The sequence below is a fragment of the Chryseobacterium oranimense genome (assembly GCF_900129755.1).
GTDB classification, from domain to species: Bacteria; Bacteroidota; Bacteroidia; order Flavobacteriales; family Weeksellaceae; genus Chryseobacterium; species Chryseobacterium oranimense.
Map to the genome: position 1 here is coordinate 1 of NZ_FQWT01000005.1, position 17,824 is coordinate 17,824.

Below are 17,824 nucleotides of genomic sequence, written 5' to 3' on the forward strand. Positions count from 1 at the left end.
AGAGGTGAGTTTTTGTATTCTTATAAAAACATATTGAAAAACAATGTTTTATGAAGGAATATTACTCATTTGTGTGTTTATCCGTTTGATAGTGAAAAAAAATATAGTTTTACCTGTTGATACTTCTTTCTAAAATCACCTCTTTCAGAATATTTGTACCGTTAATTGCTGATGGAAAGCCTGAATATACTGTCATCAAAAGCATTATTTCTTTTATTTCTGTTTCGGTAAGTCCAATATTTAAACCTGCGTTGATGTGGAATTTTAGTTGTGGTTCTGCAGTCCCTAAAGCTGCAAGTGCTGAAATTGTTGCAATTTGGCGATATTTCTCACTTAAATTGTCTCTTGAAAAAATGTCTGCATAACCGTATTCCAATATGAATTTTACTAATTCGGGCGAAAACTCATTGTAAGTATTTTTCAATCTCTCTACTTGTGAACTATCCAATTTTGATAATTCTTTTTCTCCTAATTTTAATCTGTCTGTTTGGTTAGAAATGGTTGCCGATTTTCCGATTTCATCTTTTATTCCTTGCTTTTGTCTTTCTTCCAATACTTCTTTCAAAGCATTCATTCCGTTAATGGCACTCGGAAAGCCAGAATATACTGACATTTGCAAAATGACTTCTTTCAATTCGTTGATGGAACTTCCTGTATTTAAAGCTCCGTTGATGTGGACTTTTAATTGAGGTTTGGCATTTCCCATTGCTATTAATGAAGCCACAACTGCTATTTCTTTGGATTTTAAATCCAATCCTTCTCTGGCATAAATATCTCCGAAAGCGTATTCAATAATATATATTCCTAATTCAGGAGAAATATCTTTCAGGCTTTCAATTACTTTTTCACCTGCTTCTCCATCAATTTCCTTGAGTTTTTTCCAACCTCGCTCATATCTGTTTGATTGCATTTTATTTGTTATTTCGGTTTGACAAAATACTTCTATACTAAAGCCTAATAGTAATATGGAGATAAAGATGTGTTTCATTTCAAAAAATTAATTATTAGACGGTTTAATTCTTTAGGATTTTCTAAAGGGATATGATGTGCAGCATTCGGAATTATAAACATTTCACTATGTTTAATATTTTTCTTGATTTCTGTAGATACTTCCAGTGGGGTTGCAGTATCATCTTGTCCGCATAAGATGAGTGTAGGGCATAAAATATTAGGAAGCAATGCCGATACATTAGTTCTGTTTAAAACGGCGGTTTCAGTAGCAAGAGCCATAGCAACGGGATTTTGTCTCTGCATTATTGCTAATTCTTCTGCTTTATCTAAAGGGAAATGTTTGATAAAATGATTTGAAACAATATTTTTCTGAATCAATTCCATTCGGTTTTTAAAATCTATTACATTCCCGTTTCTGAATGTAATAACCATATCTTGCCAAAAAGGAATTCTATGTGTATATTCTGCTCTGGCACTTGTTCCTATGAGAATTAATTTAGACACTAATTCGGGATATTTAAATGCTAAACGCATAAAAACCATTCCTCCTTGAGATTGACCAATCAATATCACGCTATGCAGATTCTTTTTAAGTATGAATAATCGAAAATCTTCTACTATATCATCTAATGACCAACCATTTTCATCATAAGTTGACTTTCCGTGGGCAGGCATATCAAAGGAATAACAAGTGAATTTTTTATTGAGTTCTTCTATCTGATATTTGAAAATGGTATTATCTACAAAAAGCCCGTGGGCAAATATCACAGGGTTTCCTTTTCCTGATTGTTGATAGTGATATTCTGTTTTGTTAAGTGTAATATGAGGCATATGATTTGATTATTTGAAAGCTAAATAAAGTGCATAAGAGTCTTCTAAAATTTTGTAACTACATATTTTACCATCTTCAACAACGAACTCTATCATAAAATCACTGGAAATTTCTCGTTGTGTCGGAATCACAAAATGGGTAAAGTTTCCTATTGCAAATACTTTGTTTTCTTGCTCAAAATAATAGAGAATATTAAAATCTTTGGGCTGAAAATTTGCCTGAAAATTTTCAATAAACGAATTAATTTCTTCGATACCTTTTCTTTGACCAACGGTTGGAACGTTATCTGAACCTTTTACAGACCAAACAACTTCATTGCTCAACATTTCAAATACTTTTTCTTTGTCGCCTTTAAGAAAGTGGTCAAAGTAGGTTTTGATAATTTCAATGTTTGTTTTTTTCATTCCTTTTTAATTTTTAAGCAAAGGAACAACAACATTGAGGGACAGTGTTAGGACTTCTTTTCGTTTTTGTGGTACTTTTCCCGAAACTCGGCAGGAGAAAAATCGGTTTTCTTTTTGAAAATTCGTGAAAAATAGGAATTATCTTCAAATCCCAATTTAAAAGCAATTTCACTTGAGTTTAAAGAAGAGTATAACAATAATCTTTTTGCTTCGGTGATTTTTACATCTAATTGAAGTTGCTTTGCAGTAAATCCAGTTTCAGCTTTGCAAGTCTGATTGAAAATTTCAATAGTAACCCCTATTTTTTCGGCATATTGTTCGATTGTGAGGTTTTTATCTAAATTTTCACTGACCAATTTTTTAAATTTTGTAATCGTGTTATTTATTCTTGATGCTCTTGAATTGTTCAAAAGTGAAAATAAATAAGGAATTGCTGTTAGTTGATTTTTTCCTGACAACATTCGTTTAAAAATTTCTTCAATAAATTGCAAGTCGTCTTTTTGCAAGTCAACGAACGGAAATGAAAAATCAATATTTAAGTGTTTCGCAAATGGTTCATCAATAAGTAAAGTGTATCCGCAACTATCAGAAGAATAATTCCAATTGTGTACCTGTTTCGGATTGATTGCGAAAATTCTATTTGGCAAAATTTCGTGCTCGTCAAAATCAATTACGTTTATTCCGCTTCCTTTAGTAAACCAAACCAACGAATAAAAAGCGTGTCTGTGAGGCCATTCAATTTCAGGGTCAGGTGTGTCTTCAAAAACTCCAACATAATATTGGGTGAATTGTTTTACTTCTGGAATAATGTCTTTTATGGAATAAACTTTCATATTAAAATATAATAAATTACAATGTCATTTTTAAATCTTTATTCTCCGACAAACTCTTTCGTTGTCAAATGTTCGCCAAAATGATGAATAATCTCACTTAAAAAGTACGATTGTTGCGTTTGATTAAAAGCAGAAGTCGCATCTGAAATTACATACGTATTGTAACTTCTTTCGTGTCCGTCACGCAACGTACTTTCCACGCAAACGTGTGTAGCGTATCCAACCAAATAAATATTTTCTATTTTGTTGTTTCTCAAATAAGCATCCAAATTTGAGCCTGTAAAACCACTTGCACCGACACGACCTGTAACCACAAATTCGCCCTCAATTGGTTTCACGGTTTCATAAAATTGCGAACCAAATTCGTTTATCGGAAAAGTTCCGGCATTCGGAATTGCTTTTCGTAAGCCACTTTTTCCGTTGGCTAACTCGGGATAACCTTTCTCAAAACGCAATCCTACGTGAATGACAGGAATACCGTTTTTTCGAGCAAACGCAACAGCTTTTTCAATATTAGTAATCGAATTGAGCATTATTTTTTCGTCTTTTACCAATAATTTTCTCAATTTTCCGTCTATGTGCATCCATTCGTTTTGGGTTTCAATCAGAATAAGTGCCGATTTTTCTTTTGTTTGTGCTTGTAGAATGTTCATACTTAAAAATGTCAGGAAGATTAAAATTGATGTTCTCATAATTTTTCGCTTTTAAAATTTTAGATTTAATGGATTAGGAATATGTTCGTGCGAGATTTTTCCAACAGCTTTCCAACCATCAGGAAATTTGATAAATGAAAGATAATCGGTAATGACAATTTCTTTGTTTCTGAAAAATTCGGTTTTTACAACCGCTGTTTTTCTTGTAATTTCTAAAACTTTTATCGTGTATTCCAAATTCCGAACACCCGAATTAACTTGTTCTTCCGAATTTTTGTATTGCTCTACAACATTTATCCAATCATTCAGAAACAAACGGTTCAGCTTATCGTCTTTCGCTATCAAAATGGCAAAATCAGGATGAAAACCTTGTCGCATTGCTTCTGTATTCAATTCATTCAAAGCACCGTTTACAAAGGTTTTTTTTACCATATTTTTTAGAATTTCTTCTTCTGACTGAACCCATATTTTTTGTTCTTTCAGCCAACTATCGTGAAGCCATTTTTCTGTAATTCGTTTCTGTTCGCTATTATTCCATTTTATTTTGCGTTCAAAAGTCATTACCGAGCCATCAAATCCGACAATTACCCAAGCATAATCTTTTTGGGAAGGACGATAACATTTGTATTTCATTCCTGCCAAAACAGTTTTTTGACCATTAACCAAAATTTCTTCGTCGTGTCGTTCTATCCAAAGATTTTTCAAATCATTTGCCAATGATTTATCCATTTTTAGAAGAAATTCTTTAGCAATTTTTTCAGTTTCAGCTTTGGAAATCATTTTTGTATCCGAATACTTTTTATTCATATTCGTAAAACCTAAAATTTGCTTGTCTTCTGAAATTAAAAACGAAAAATATTCCCCACCTAAACCTTTGTTTTCCTGTTTTTCAAAACGGAACAAATAAGCTGAAATATTATCTGCTTTCACTTTACTAACGGAATGAAAAAGATACTCTTTAGGAACTTCAACGAACTTTTTAAACTCATCTAAATAGACTTGTGTTTCTGTCAATGAAACGATTTTCAAGTCAGTCTTTTGTGCATTCACTTTTGTTGTCATCATAGAAATTGTTAGTGCGGTTAATACTACCGATAAAATTAAAACTGTCTTTTTCATGCTTTTATTGTTTTTAATTACCAATAATTGTAAATAATTTACAATTGCAAAATAAAGACGAATATTTTATATTTGCAACATTAATTGTAAATAATTTACAAAATGAGCAAATCAGAAAATAGTAAAGACTTGTCTTTTGACTTTGATTTTTTAGATAAATTAGTTGTTGGAATTGGGGAAGTTGCCCAAATAACAGGCATTCCGACAAGGCAAATACGTTATTGGGAAGAGAAAGGAATCATAGAAAGCCTAACCGAAGAAGAAGGTAAAAACAGACGATATAATTACGAGAACATCAAAAAAATGTTGCTCATAAAAGAACTAATGGAAGAAGGCTATACTTTAGATGCTTCTGCGGAAAAAGTAAAAAAACGTATGGAGATGATTGAAGAAACCTTAAATAAGCTTAAAAACAAGTAATTCACATATAGTTTTTGAAAATAAATATTTTACAATCTCCTGCCTTTCTTGGTCTTTTTCTTCATCCGATTGGCAAACTGCTCTTCTTCGTAGTCCTCGCCTTGTGCATCAGGTAACAGGCTGAATAATCCTAAATCAGAATTAGGTGAATGTTCCTGTGAGATAAATTCAAATAGGTCTTTTGTCGGCAGGTTATCCATAGGGTTTGTTTTGGAAACAGAGTTATCCTGTATTTTCAATTCGGGTTTATTTCCGTTATTCCACCAATCATTGAATACATTAGCTGAAAGGTTTCTGTCTAATTGTGAGCCGTTCCAAACGGTTCGACTTTCGTGGTCAATAAAGGTCATACCGTAAATTCGTCCTTCACTATTACGTCTTACAACTGCATTAATACCCTGCTCGGTCAACTGCTTTTTAAAATCTGTTTCGTTGCTTGTGGTATGTATGGCAAGCTCCACCATATTTTTCAGAACAGACCTTACAGGCGTGGTTTTCATTTTCTCTTTGGACTGCTTAAAGTGTTTTTGCAGTTGTGCAACGCCTGTATCTTTCCCGAAAAGCGATGCTTTAAACGGATTACTTGCCTTATTTCCGTTCTCGTCCAATGCCACATACACCAACCCGTTTACAGGTTGTCCGTTCCGCTCGCCCTTGACTTCCTCCGCAGTGATATTGAAAAGTGATAGTAAAGCATTGTAACTACCCAAAGTTGAAAAAGTATAATACTTTGGTAGATGCCGTATTACCGAAGCAATCTGGCTTTTGATGTCGCCATTTTTATGATTTACAGGCTTGAAAACTTTATTCGTTTGTTTCTGCTCCTGGTCGGTAGCCTTTTGCAGATTGTGTTTTGTTTCCAAATCCCGACAAATAGTCATTGAGCGTGAATGGTCGTAATCATCGGAAATTTTCTTGCCGTCAATGCCCACGCAGGTCGAGACGATATGGATATGTGTGCGGTCAATGTCCGTATGCTTGAAAACTATGTAAGGTTGATTGCCGTAGCCCATACGCTCCATATACTCCTGAGCCATTTCGGTAAACTGTTCATCGCTGACCTTATCCGAAGGATCTGGGTTCAGTGAAATATGCCTTACTGTCTTTTCCGTTTTGATATTTGCCGATAAATACGGCTCAAAGCATTTATTAAAATAGGCTACAGAATATTTACCGTCCACCGTATCGGGTATCTTGTTTAGCAACAGAACCGCTCCATTTTCCTTATCTACTTTTTGTTGATTGTACAAAATCGCTCCGTACATATTGCTTCCCTTTCCGATTTTTGCAATCATAACTTTACTCTTTTTTCAAATACTTCTCTTCAAATTCCTGTGTCAAACGGATAACTTCTTTAGTAACTTGTACCAATTCGATGGTTTCTTTTTCCAATTTAAAAAGGTACATTCCTGCTTTTTTCTCTGAAAAATTGCGGTACAATATCTTCACAATCTGATTATAATTTGTTCCGATTGCTCGGAACTGACTAAAAAATCGGGTCAGCTTTTCGTGATATTCTATTGCATCCATATCAATTTTAACGATCTTTACTGTCTTCTGAAAGATGCAAGCCGTAATAAAATGAGCAATTACTTTCATTTCTGACTGGTCAAAGAGGGCAAGAAATTTCGCATTGTCCTCCGCATTCAGGTTGATGGAATACCGATGAACCGCAGGGTCAATCTTTGGTTTTCTTCCTGATTTCATAATCTGTTTTCTGTTTTTCTCTTCCATAATAATCTAATTTTAATTTTACATAAACGAGCGACTTCGGAGCCGTTTCCAGCCCCTGCAAGGGCAAGTGCTCTTGAGATGCTGAAATTTATTTCGAGGACCTCAAGAGATAACTTGCTCTGAACAGGAGTTCAGAAAAATCCGTTTTGCAAACGGATTGGAGTTAGCTGAAAAAGCTAATCGCTTTCGTTACAAAGTTCGATAAGACCATCTGAATAACAACGACTTACAATCACGCCAAACAAAGCCAATAAACGCCAAATAGTACCACCTTTATGAGGATTGGAATTGCTTTTATTTCCTTTGTAACTGGTTAGCTGGCTGATTGGTTATGCCCTAATTAAATAACTGAACAGCATAAATCCCGACAGCAAATCTGCGTGATTGAATGCAGACGAATTATACACTTTTCAGTTAACGAAACAGCTAATTAAGGGTATGCAGGTGCATAGGTAGATAGGTTGTTATATAGGTGCAATCGTACATACAACTGACTGCTTAGCTAGCCAAACAGCTAATTGGATATAATATTAAAATTTAGAGATATGATACACGAAGAAAACAAAAATCAGCAACCCGAAAAAGAGGATTTTTCTATTGAAAATTTCCTAACTGATGAAAAGAAACAACCTTTGACGGAACAACAAGGAGCAACACATCGGGAAGACTTTGCCAAACCCGAAGTAGATGAGGAAGCTATTATGCGTGTAATGGCAGGGGAAGAACCCGAGAAAATAGCAACAGAAATGGAACAAACTAAACCGTCAGCGAACAGCACGAAAAAAAGTACCTCCAAGCCAAAGAAGCTGACCAAACAGGACTACTGCGGACAGTTCTTTAAAATTCCGAACAGTACTGCAAGTAGGGGGAAATCGGTCTATGTACGGCAGGAACACCACGAAACATTTAACAAGCTGACAAGTATTATGGGTATCGACAAGTTGACAATTTATGCCTATCTGGACAACATTATCGAATACCACTTTCAGGAGTTCGCGGATTTGATTAGCGAAATCTACAACGATAAGCACAAACCGTTGTTTTGATTGTGGTGCGGTCTCGGGCGTGGTGCGTTGCTCCCTCTTAAAATTATTTTTCAAAACAAAAAAACAGAAAAAAAAGAAAGCCATTCAATCAAGTCGGACAAGCGGAAAACCAAAAGGAAACGGAATAAATCCCGAAGGGTGGCAGGGCAATCACACAACAACTGGGCGAAGCCACCATATTTGCACTGCCATTATGCCGTAGTCTTTTGGTTGGGTGGTGCGGTGGCTGTCCGACTTACATTTGCTACCTTTTTGTTCATTTTTTAATCCATTCCAATCAAAGAAAGGATACAAAAAACACGTAAAGGTTAAGGACAGGTTGTTTTTGGTATGCTTTCCTTTATCCGTACAAAACTCTTTAAACGAGTGAGGGCTTTGCGAGGAAAATTTAAAGTGTTTTAAGGATTAATTTCCATTCCTATTTGTGCCAACAGAAGCCAAATACTGCCACGTAATGCCAAATGAAAATAATACATTCTCTTGTGTTCTAAATTGTGGGAAATTTTGAACCTATGGCACAAAAAACAATTACCGAAAAAGAGCGTAAAGAAAACGAGCTATCCGAGAAGAAAAAGAACACTCCTTTGATGCAGGTCGATAAGCATAGCGACCCGATTTCCAATTTCATTACCAACTTTAAACGTCAATTCAAAGATACAAAGGGCTTAGGTCTGGACAAGCTGTTCGGTGGCAAGCGTGTTGAACAACAAAAACAGACTACCGAACCTGAAAGTATAATAGGTGCAACAAAAACGATTATGCTTTCGGATTTCAAAAACGATGAAAAAAGTCAGATTGTACAGAAAAACAATAAGCATGCCTTGAAGACAGACAACGCAATCAAACCGCAACAAGCTCTCCAGAAAAACAATAAGCCAAAGTTGGGATTGTAGCCGAGTATTTTACATCTGAACGCCAAACGCTACCTCTGACGGCAACATTGGAACGACCTATGTAAATAGCTTTTATTTTCGAGGTTTAAATGATTCAGATATGGAAATAACAGTTTTAGACATTCAGATTTTAAAAGCATTGCATAGGGAAGTAAAGGAAGTTTCCAATCTAATTGCGGAAATGACCGCACCCTACAAAGCATTGCAACAGGCAACAAAATGGCTCGACCAACAGGAAGCCTGTCAACTACTGAACATTAGCAAAAGAACTTTGCAGACATACAGGGCAAAGGGCATTCTTGGAGCAACGCAAATCAATCGGAAAACATATTTCAGATTATCCGAAGTGGAATTATTTATGCAGGGAGAGCGACCGTTAAAAAAGCAAAAGAAATGAAACAGATTGGAAATTCAAACGAGGATATGCTTGCTTTGCTCGAAGCTGTGGTAGGCATCAAAAATGAACTGCTGTATATCAGAGAATATTTCCACCCACTTTTGAAAGGGGAAATCTATCTGTCAGGCGAACAGGTTTGCGAGATGCTCCACATTAGCAAACGGACGTTGCAACAGTATCGTGATGACGGACTGATACCTTTTATCAAGCTCGAACGAAAAATCCTTTTCCGTGAAAGCGATATTATCAAGGTGTTGGAAGATAACTACCAGAGTTAGCTGATTGTGTGAAATTGTAAGCGTATCGGTCAATTAAAGAAACAGCCCACTGCTTTAGGCAGTGGGCTTTGGTATTATTACATTTCTATCATTCTATTATTTAATATACTACTAAAATAGCAAGTCAAATTTGATGAAATTTTTTCAAAGACATTAGGAATATAGTCTGATATATTTTCAACAGTCAATTCCTTTTCAATAGGATAATTATGATATGTATTAAGATAGTTTTTTATATCATATTTCTCCGTATCATTGAGTTTTTCAAAGGGGTTTTGAGCCGTGTAGTTGTGGAAATCTGACAAATGAATGGAAGCACAACCAAATTTATATACATATTGAATATACCCATAAAATTCATTTGCCTTCTCAACCATATCTTTATCTGTGATTTGTTTCCATTTGTTATTTGATGTTAAAACTGTCCATTTCTCTCCTGACAAAGTCTGGTTCATCATTCTTTCTCGTTCATCGAAATCGGATATTCTACCTAAATACATTACTCTGATAAAAGAGTCCAACTCTTGTCTTAATATAGAAACGCAGTTGCCAAATAATCCTTGTGAAAATAAAAGTGTCAATGCTTTTTTATTTTCTTCACTTCTATTCTGAATTAGTGAAATATATTTTTGTCTTATATCCGCCATTATTTGAAGCATTTTTTCTAATAGCTAAAGTACAAAAAAAGCCAATGTAGATAACATTGACTTTTTTAAATTGCTTTACTGGGTTTTATAATTGAGCCACAAAAGACTGCTCCATCCTCTTAAATTTGTGTGATACTTTTTGCATATCCTTACCTACTTTCTCGTTGAGTATCTTGGCATAAATTTGCGTTGTGGCAATGTTTTTATGCCCTAACATTTTGCTCAAACTCTCTAACGGAACTCCCTCGCTCAAAAACAGCGTGGCAAACGTATGGCGTGCCAAGTGAAAGGTTACTTTCTTTTCTTTCAGGCAGTCAATCAGTTGTGATATTCTCTTTAGGCTATCATTACAGACTGTATTTGATGGTACAGGAAATACCTTTCCGTCTTTTGAAAATCCTGCATATTTTTCGATAATCATTTTGGGAATATCCAACAGCATCACGTTTGACGATGTGGCTGTTTTTTTCCTACGTATGATAATCCACTGGTTACCGTCAAAGAAATCCTGAATATTGCTGTTTCTAAGTCTTTTCATATCTGAATAGGAAAGACCTGTAAAGCAACTGAAAACAAATAGGTCTTTGACCAATTCGTCTTTCTTTTTCTCGCAGTTGAACGTTACAAACTGTTCCAACTCGTTCCGCAACAGATAACCTCTGTCTTTGTCCTTTTTGGTATTCTTGTACTCGCTGAACGGATTAAAAGCAAGATGCTTTCTGCTCATTGCCAATCGGCAAAGCGTGGTAAAGCCAATCATATACAGCCAAATCGTGTTATGTGTCAAGCTTTGTTCGTCACGCAGGTAGTAATCAAAGTCCTGTACAAAATTAGATGTAAGGTCATTGAATGATAAGTCAGAATATCCGTATTTTGTAAGTGCAAAATTTCGCAGATGCTTCAAAAGTGTTTTGTACTTACTGCGTGTGCCATTTACCCTAAGTCCGTTATTGACTTTTTTCTCATAGTCAGATAAGAACTGTTCATAAAACTTGAAAAAGGTCATTTCTCCGCTTTCCATACCGAGAAAAGCATTTTTAAGTTTAGCACTGTTTACAGCTCCTTCGTTCTTCAGAATTTTGGAATAGCATTCCTCAATACCCAAACGGATTTTATCAAGCTTGCCGTTAACATCTTGGGCTTCTCGGCTTTTTCCTAAAACCCTGCCGTACTTCAAATCCCAATTTGATGCAGAAATATCCAGCTTGGTACTGAATGCAGACTGATTACCGTTTACGGTAATTCTACACATAAGCGTAACTTTCCCGTTCTTCTTCGGGGCATTCTTTTTAAGGTAGAAAAGAACCTTAAACGTTGATTTTTTTGTCGTTTCCATACTCACAATTCTTAATGATAAAATTAAACCTATGCGAGCTACGGAACAATATGAAAAACTATGCAGAAAGCTGAATTACAGTATTTTAAAACGATTGTTTCTAATATTTAAAAGTAACGTTTTAGTAACCTTACTTTTGCTAAACCTCGCTTTTTACTGCTTTTTACCTCATTACCAAAAAATCATAAAACGGCTGTAAAGTCTTTATTTACAACCGTTTTTCCTGTTATTAATCTTTGATGTATTTTTACTGAAACTTTATTTTAAAAAATTAAAAAGATGAAAATAAGTATTATTGGTACAGGGTTAATCGGGGGCTCAATGGCTTTAAAGTTAAGGGAAAAAGGCATTGCAGATTTCATCTACGGAATTGATAATAACCAGCAGCATATCAGTGAAGCGTTGAGCCTTAATATTATTGATGCAGGTACAGATCTCGAATACGGCGTTAAAAATGCCGACTTTATTATTATTGCCGTTCCTGTGGATGCAGCCAGAAAGCTACTGCCCGGAGTGCTGGATCTTATATCCGATAAACAGACTGTGATGGATGCCGGATCTACCAAAGCCGGAATTGTAAATGCCGTGAAAGATCATCCTAAGCGTTCAAGGTTCGTAGCCTTCCACCCGATGTGGGGTACAGAAAACAACGGTCCCGGATCTGCCGTTTCCGAAAGTTTTACCGGAAAGGCCGGGGTAATCTGCAATAAGGAAGAATCTGCGGCCGATGCGCTTCAGTTAGCCGAAAAAGTGGCAGAAAGTCTGGATATGCATCTTATCTACATGAATGCTGAGGACCATGACATTCATACGGCTTATATTTCCCATATTTCCCATATTACATCCTATGCTCTGGCCAATACTGTTCTGGAAAAAGAACGTGAGGAGGAAACTATTTTCCAGCTTGCCAGTTCCGGTTTTTCCAGCACCGTTCGTCTTGCCAAATCTCATCCTGAAATGTGGGTCCCGATCTTTAAACAAAACAAAGAAAACGTACTGGATGTTCTGAATGAGCACATCACCCAGCTTAGAAAATTCAAGGCTGCACTGGAAAAGGAAAACTATGAATATCTTGAAGAGCTGATCAGCAATGCCAACAGGATCAGGGGAATTTTAAGGTAATTTTTTGGGCAAAAAGACGAATTTGCTGATTCGATGATTTGATGATCCGCTAAATTATTACAATATTCAAATAAAAAGGGCAAAATCGATTGTATTAACCGGTTTTGCCCTTTTGCTTTTTATTATTTAGCCTTTTCGCTTCTTAACATTCAGGAACGTTTACTGCTATAGCCAAACCTCCTTCTGAAGTTTCCTTAAAACGGTCACTCATGGACAAAGCGGTTTCCCACATCGTCTGAATTACCTCATCCAATGTTACTTTTGCTTTGGCAGGATCACTTTCAAGGGCAATATTGGCTGCTGTGATTGCTTTCATGGCACCCATTGTATTTCTTTCGATGCATGGGATCTGTACAAGTCCTCTGATCGGGTCGCATGTAAGCCCAAGATGGTGCTCCATAGCAATTTCCGCCGCCATTAATACCTGGCCTATGCTTCCTCCTAAAATTTCTGTAAGCCCCGCTGCTGCCATCGCTGAAGAAACTCCTATTTCCGCCTGGCATCCGCCCATTGCAGCAGAAATCGTTGCATTTTTCTTGAATAATGTTCCAATCTCCCCGGCTACAAGCAGAAATCTTACGATATCATCTTCACTTGTGAATTCGGTAAAAGCCTGTGAATACATTAAAACAGCCGGAATTACTCCGCTGGCGCCATTCGTAGGTGCTGTGATGATCCTTCCGAAGCTGGCATTTTCTTCATTGACAGCGAGTGCAAAACAGGCAATCCATTTATTGATATTCGTGAAATTCTCTTCCGCATCCACAACCTGCTGAAACCATTCATCAATATTGGTATAGATCTTATCTCCCAGTAGCTTCCTGTTGATTCCCGCAGCTCTTCTGGTAACATTTAAACCTCCAGGTAAAACGCCTTCTTTATTTACTCCTTTGTAGATGCATTCCTTGATATTTCTCCAGATATTCAGAGCTTCCTTTCTCGTTTCTTCCTGGGATCTCCAGCTTTCTTCATTGACAAGGATCAGATCTGAAAATCTTTCAAAACCTAGCTTTTCACAGTATTTTATAATATCCGAACCGTGATGACATGGATATAAGGTCCGCACACAATGCTTCTGTATAGAGTTTTTTTCCTGACTGGCGATGAATCCACCACCTACGGAATAAAAGTCCTGGACAAGCTCGGTTCCGTCTTCAAAAACAGCCTTAAAAATCATTCCGTTAGGATGAAAATCAAGGGATTTATTCATATTTAAAACCAAATGATGCCCATAAATGAAAGGAATTTCTTTTTCTCCTCCGAGATTAAGGATCTGGTCTTTTTTTATTTTCTCTATTTTTTCATCAATTTTTGAGGTGTTGATGGTTGTAAAATCTTCGCCGTTCAACCCGAGCATTCCGGCAATATCTGTTCCGTGCCCGATCCCCGTTTTGGCTAAAGAACCAAAGAATTCAAGGAAAACTTCCTTTACCTCTTCAATTGATCTTTCTCTTTTTATAATTCTGATGAATGCTGACGCAGCATTCCAAGGCCCCATCGTATGTGAACTGGACGGGCCTATTCCTACTTTAATAATTTCAAAAACCGATATTGATTCCATAAATCACTGTTCATTTCCACTGAAAACAAAGATACATGATAAAATATTAATACCATCAGTCTGAAATTAGGTTTCTTTTTAATTTACCATTTCAGGCTTTCTTCGTGCTGGGAAATATCAAGTCCTTTCTCTTCAGACTCTTCCGAAACCCTGAGGGTAATCATCGCATTGGTTATTTTATACAAAAGCAAGGAACCAAAAAACGTAAAAACCGATACAAGCACCAAAGCGGCCATATGGTGGGCAAAAACCTCAATACCCCCATGAAGAAGGCTGGCATTTTCGCCATGGGCAAAAACAGCGGTAAGGATCATTCCCATAATTCCCCCTACTCCATGGCATGCAAAAACATCCAGGGTATCATCTATCTTCTTTAAAGCTTTCCAGTTTACCATCAGGTTAGAAACAATAGCTGTTGCAAATCCTATAAAAAGACTTTCCGGGATACTTACAAAACCACAGCCGGGAGTAATGGCAACAAGTCCTACAACAGCCCCGATGCAAGCTCCCAATGCGGAAACACTTCTTCCGTTGATCCTGTCAAAGAATATCCAGGTCATCATGGCAGAGGCAGAAGCAATGGTAGTTGTTCCAAAAGCCGTTGCTGCAGAGGCGTTTGCACTTAAGGCAGAACCTGCATTAAAACCGAACCACCCGAACCACAGCATACCGGTTCCAAGAAGGACATAAGGAATATTGGAAGGCTCATGATGCGGGTTTTTCCTGTTTCCAAGCACTAAAGCACCTGCTAAAGCGGCAAAACCGGCACTCATGTGGACAACCGTTCCGCCTGCAAAATCTTTTACTCCAAAATATTTATTCAAAAGGCCGTCGGGATGCCACACCATATGACAGAGCGGTGTATAAATGAATAAGCTGAAAAGCACCATGAACAGCAGATAAGAAATAAAACGTACCCGCTCGGCAAAGGAACCTGTAATAAGAGCCGGAGTAATCACAGCAAATTTCATCTGAAAAAGGGCAAAAAGGACGAAAGGAATAGTGGAAGCCATCATTTTGTGAGGTAATGCCCCAACATGGCTGAAAAACGGATAACTCAGCGGGTTTCCTATGATTCCGTAATGGACTCCATTAATGTCAAAGCCTAAAGAATCACCAAATGACAGGGAGAATCCGACAACTACCCATAAAATGGAAATAACACCAAGGGCAATAAAACTTTGGAGCATTGTAGAAATTACATTTTTCTTTCCTACCATTCCTCCGTAAAAAAATGACAGCCCGGGTGTCATCAGTAATACAAGTCCGGCAGCAGCAAGAATCCAGGCCACATCTGCTCCTACGATCTTGTTTTCGCTAAGAAAGTTTCCTGTGTTGGGAAGATCTGCTACAGGACTCCAGAATAATCCTCCGAATGCCACAAGGGTAATGACAGAGAATGAAACGATCCATTTTAAACCAATTTTCATATAATTTATATTTTACCCCATCAAAATTAAATATAAATTTTATAAAAACATATAATTTTACAAAATACCCCTTAAAAAAAGCATAACAAGCATTCATTTATATATTTTAAACAAACACTTCCTTTAATATTTTAGATACTTCTTTATATTTTGTAGCCGGAAAAAGATGAGTCCCGCCTTTGATGATGTAATCCGGCTTTGAATATTTAATGGGAAAAACAATGTCTTTATCTCCCAATATCTGTATAACCTCCGGTGTTTCCTCAAACTTCCATTCGGAAACCTTTTCTACAGACCATTTCAGATAGTAAGGATCTCTGACCCTGAAATATTCGAGGATCCTGGGATTTTTAGGATCAAATAGTTTTCTGACTACCGAATAGACATTTGCGGCTTTATCATTAAACATTCCTACAGGAAGTATCCTCGGAAGCTTTGTAATCTCGCCGGTCTTTATAAATTTAGATTTTTCCTTATCTGATTTAATGCTTCCCAGGATAACCACCTTTTGTGCAGGTTTCAGTTTATTGATTTCCTGCACCATAATACCGCCAAATGAATATCCCAACAGGCAGAACGGTTCGGAATCGTCTACTTTTTCCGCCATTCTTGCTACATAGGAATGAAAAGGCTCGTTTTTTTCAGGGATAAGCCAGTCTATAAAAACCAATTCGCAGTTTTCGGGAAATTCCAGTCTTTCAAGCACTTTAAAATCTGCTCCGAGACCGCTTACTACATAAATTTTCATAGTACTAATTTAAGAAAAACATGATAAAGAATTTAAAATGATTCGATCAGATTCTTTCCATAAAAAAAGGACGATTTATAAAAACCGTCCAATATATTTTACTTCAGTATATCTTACTTACTTTTTCTTTACAGGAACTCTGTTGTCGTTATCCAGCTTTTCCGTAGAAACTTTGAACTGGATGTCCATTTCGTTCTTGATGAAATAATCTTTCAGTGAAGACTGGTAGAACACTTTGAAATCTCTTCTGTTTAATGAGAATTTCGCAGATTCCACTACTACAGTAAACTGGGTTACATATACGTTTGCAGGGAAAGAAATTGTTTTTCTAACTCCTTTGATGGTAACGTCACCGTATACTGTTGAATTGTACTCACTGTTTGCCAGAGGAATAATTTTAGTCAGATGGAATTTTGCGATCGGGAATTTTTTCACTTCAAAAAAGTTGGTGCTTTTCAGCTCATTGGTAAGCTTTATCTGATCTTCATCAGAAACATCTCCCGCCATCATGCTTCTCATATCTATAATAAACTCTCCGTCCACAAGAACAGTTTTATCAAAATTGAATTTCCCGCTTTTCAGCTTTACCGTCCCTGAATGCGAAGAAGCCTCAGTTTTTACAACTTTATATCCCCACCACCTGATCTCCGATGAAGTCACTTTGGAAACCTTATCAAATTTCTTCTGTGCAGAAACAAATGATATGCTTACACACATCATAGCAAACAATAGTAATCTTTTCATTCTTTTTTATTTACAATTCAACAAAAATAAAAAAAAGTGTAGAACTTCTACACTTTTAACAATCTTTTTTTGATTAAATTATTTAGCAGTCACCTTTACAAGCATATCGATGTCATCTTTCACAAAAACATCCTGCATGGTTGACTTGTAAGCAACATCAAATTTCTGTCTGTCGAAAGAGAATTTATCAGAAACCAGACTTACCACTCCTTTGCTGTAAGCAATTTTTGCAGGGAAAGTAATTGTGTTTGTTTTTCCTTTTACAGTAAGGTTTCCTGTTACTAAAGAATTATAGATCTTATCGCTGTTTTTCTTTACAGAAGTAATCTTGAAAGAAGCAGTCGGGAATTTTTCAACTTCAAAGAAGTCACCGTTCTTAAGGTGTCCGTTTAATTTCTGCTGGTATTCTCCGGTAAGGTCAGTTGAAGTAATAGAAGTCATATCTAAAACAAAGTTTCCTCCTACAAGGTTGTTTCCTTTCATGATCATGTCTCCGGATTTTACTTTCACAGTCCCGTCGTGAGAGCTTGCTTCAGATTTTGCTACTTTGTACCCCCACCAGTGAACATCAGATGCTACTACTTTTTTTGACTGTCCGAATGCAAGGCCACCAGCTAAAACTGCTAATAAGAATATTTTTTTCATTTGAATAAGTTATTTACTTGTTTAATGGTGC

At 36.5% G+C, this 17,824-nt stretch carries 21 protein-coding genes; 6 read left to right on the forward strand and 15 right to left on the reverse strand.

Features of this window, described 5'->3' with window-relative positions:
• Window positions 1-109: 109 nt before the first annotated feature.
• From BUB03_RS14890 to BUB03_RS14915, 6 genes are read right to left on the reverse strand one after another with little or no spacing between them, the layout of a single operon-like run.
• A complete protein-coding gene (locus tag BUB03_RS14890; protein WP_081735623.1) occupies window positions 110-988 on the reverse strand; it encodes a carboxymuconolactone decarboxylase family protein in 879 nt (292 codons plus the stop codon).
• Complete coding sequence (locus tag BUB03_RS14895) at window positions 985-1,782, reverse strand: alpha/beta fold hydrolase (protein WP_034737341.1); 798 nt, start codon at window positions 1,780-1,782, stop codon at window positions 985-987. Before BUB03_RS14895 ends, BUB03_RS14890 begins: the two co-directional genes overlap by 4 nt.
• Window positions 1,783-1,791: 9 nt before the next feature.
• Window positions 1,792-2,187 (reverse strand): nuclear transport factor 2 family protein, encoded by a 396-nt coding sequence (locus tag BUB03_RS14900; RefSeq protein ID WP_034737343.1) that lies wholly within the window; start codon window positions 2,185-2,187, stop codon window positions 1,792-1,794.
• Between the two features lie 47 nt (window positions 2,188-2,234).
• Window positions 2,235-3,020 carry a helix-turn-helix domain-containing protein gene (locus BUB03_RS14905; protein WP_034737345.1) on the reverse strand — a complete coding sequence of 262 codons (786 nt, stop codon included), beginning with the start codon at window positions 3,018-3,020 and terminating at the stop codon, window positions 2,235-2,237.
• 38 nt (window positions 3,021-3,058) lie between these two features.
• Window positions 3,059-3,712 carry a cysteine hydrolase family protein gene (locus tag BUB03_RS14910; RefSeq protein WP_034737348.1) on the reverse strand — a complete coding sequence of 218 codons (654 nt, stop codon included), beginning with the start codon at window positions 3,710-3,712 and terminating at the stop codon, window positions 3,059-3,061.
• Between the two features lie 12 nt (window positions 3,713-3,724).
• Window positions 3,725-4,792, reverse strand: a complete 1,068-nt coding sequence (locus tag BUB03_RS14915) for a nuclear transport factor 2 family protein (protein ID WP_139258875.1) — start codon at window positions 4,790-4,792, stop codon at window positions 3,725-3,727.
• A 102-nt stretch (window positions 4,793-4,894) separates the two neighbouring features.
• Between BUB03_RS14915 and BUB03_RS14920 the strand changes: the two genes are divergently transcribed.
• Window positions 4,895-5,212, forward strand: coding sequence for a MerR family transcriptional regulator (locus BUB03_RS14920; protein ID WP_034737349.1), 318 nt, complete (start codon window positions 4,895-4,897; stop codon window positions 5,210-5,212).
• A gap of 29 nt (window positions 5,213-5,241) precedes the next feature.
• On the opposite strand, the gene mobB is transcribed toward BUB03_RS14920, so the two are convergent.
• Together mobB and mobA are read right to left on the reverse strand one after the other, a co-directional pair.
• A complete protein-coding gene (gene mobB / locus BUB03_RS14925) occupies window positions 5,242-6,507 on the reverse strand; it encodes a conjugal transfer protein MobB (protein WP_034737351.1) in 1,266 nt (421 codons plus the stop codon).
• 4 nt (window positions 6,508-6,511) lie between these two features.
• Window positions 6,512-6,946, reverse strand: coding sequence for a conjugal transfer protein MobA (mobA, locus tag BUB03_RS14930; protein WP_034737353.1), 435 nt, complete (start codon window positions 6,944-6,946; stop codon window positions 6,512-6,514).
• Window positions 6,947-7,491: 545 nt separating this feature from the next.
• On the opposite strand from mobA, the gene BUB03_RS14935 reads away from it, so the two are divergent.
• From BUB03_RS14935 to BUB03_RS14955, 4 genes are all read left to right on the forward strand, one after another.
• Entirely contained in the window at window positions 7,492-7,992 is a 501-nt protein-coding gene (locus BUB03_RS14935) for a DUF3408 domain-containing protein (RefSeq protein WP_052003813.1), read from the forward strand.
• A gap of 512 nt (window positions 7,993-8,504) precedes the next feature.
• Window positions 8,505-8,885, forward strand: a complete 381-nt coding sequence (locus BUB03_RS14945) for a hypothetical protein (RefSeq protein ID WP_052003814.1) — start codon at window positions 8,505-8,507, stop codon at window positions 8,883-8,885.
• 100 nt (window positions 8,886-8,985) lie between these two features.
• The gene (locus BUB03_RS14950; protein ID WP_034737355.1) at window positions 8,986-9,282 is read left to right on the forward strand and encodes a helix-turn-helix domain-containing protein; all 297 of its coding nucleotides are present in this window, start codon (window positions 8,986-8,988) and stop codon (window positions 9,280-9,282) included.
• Complete coding sequence (locus BUB03_RS14955; RefSeq protein WP_034737357.1) at window positions 9,279-9,560, forward strand: helix-turn-helix domain-containing protein; 282 nt, start codon at window positions 9,279-9,281, stop codon at window positions 9,558-9,560. Before BUB03_RS14950 ends, BUB03_RS14955 begins: the two co-directional genes overlap by 4 nt.
• Before the next feature lie 77 nt (window positions 9,561-9,637).
• Here BUB03_RS14955 and BUB03_RS14960 read toward each other — a convergent pair whose 3' ends face one another.
• Together BUB03_RS14960 and BUB03_RS14965 are read right to left on the reverse strand one after the other, a co-directional pair.
• Window positions 9,638-10,207 (reverse strand): hypothetical protein, encoded by a 570-nt coding sequence (locus tag BUB03_RS14960; RefSeq protein WP_034737427.1) that lies wholly within the window; start codon window positions 10,205-10,207, stop codon window positions 9,638-9,640.
• Between the two features lie 85 nt (window positions 10,208-10,292).
• Window positions 10,293-11,543, reverse strand: a complete 1,251-nt coding sequence (locus BUB03_RS14965; protein WP_034737359.1) for a site-specific integrase — start codon at window positions 11,541-11,543, stop codon at window positions 10,293-10,295.
• Window positions 11,544-11,822: 279 nt separating this feature from the next.
• On the opposite strand from BUB03_RS14965, the gene BUB03_RS14970 reads away from it, so the two are divergent.
• A complete protein-coding gene (locus BUB03_RS14970) occupies window positions 11,823-12,665 on the forward strand; it encodes a prephenate dehydrogenase (protein ID WP_040995759.1) in 843 nt (280 codons plus the stop codon).
• Between the two features lie 142 nt (window positions 12,666-12,807).
• On the opposite strand, the gene BUB03_RS14975 is transcribed toward BUB03_RS14970, so the two are convergent.
• The 5 genes from BUB03_RS14975 to BUB03_RS14995 form a co-directional block, all read right to left on the reverse strand.
• Window positions 12,808-14,226 (reverse strand): L-serine ammonia-lyase, encoded by a 1,419-nt coding sequence (locus BUB03_RS14975; RefSeq protein ID WP_073064626.1) that lies wholly within the window; start codon window positions 14,224-14,226, stop codon window positions 12,808-12,810.
• An 83-nt stretch (window positions 14,227-14,309) separates the two neighbouring features.
• Window positions 14,310-15,656: an ammonium transporter gene (locus BUB03_RS14980; RefSeq protein WP_073064628.1), complete on the reverse strand. Its 1,347-nt coding sequence runs from the start codon at window positions 15,654-15,656 to the stop codon at window positions 14,310-14,312.
• Window positions 15,657-15,762: 106 nt separating this feature from the next.
• Window positions 15,763-16,404, reverse strand: a complete 642-nt coding sequence (locus BUB03_RS14985) for an alpha/beta hydrolase (RefSeq protein WP_040995754.1) — start codon at window positions 16,402-16,404, stop codon at window positions 15,763-15,765.
• A gap of 117 nt (window positions 16,405-16,521) precedes the next feature.
• A complete protein-coding gene (locus tag BUB03_RS14990; RefSeq protein ID WP_040995752.1) occupies window positions 16,522-17,148 on the reverse strand; it encodes a YceI family protein in 627 nt (208 codons plus the stop codon).
• Window positions 17,149-17,226: 78 nt separating this feature from the next.
• Window positions 17,227-17,793 (reverse strand): YceI family protein, encoded by a 567-nt coding sequence (locus tag BUB03_RS14995; RefSeq protein ID WP_040995750.1) that lies wholly within the window; start codon window positions 17,791-17,793, stop codon window positions 17,227-17,229.
• Window positions 17,794-17,824 lie beyond the last annotated feature (31 nt).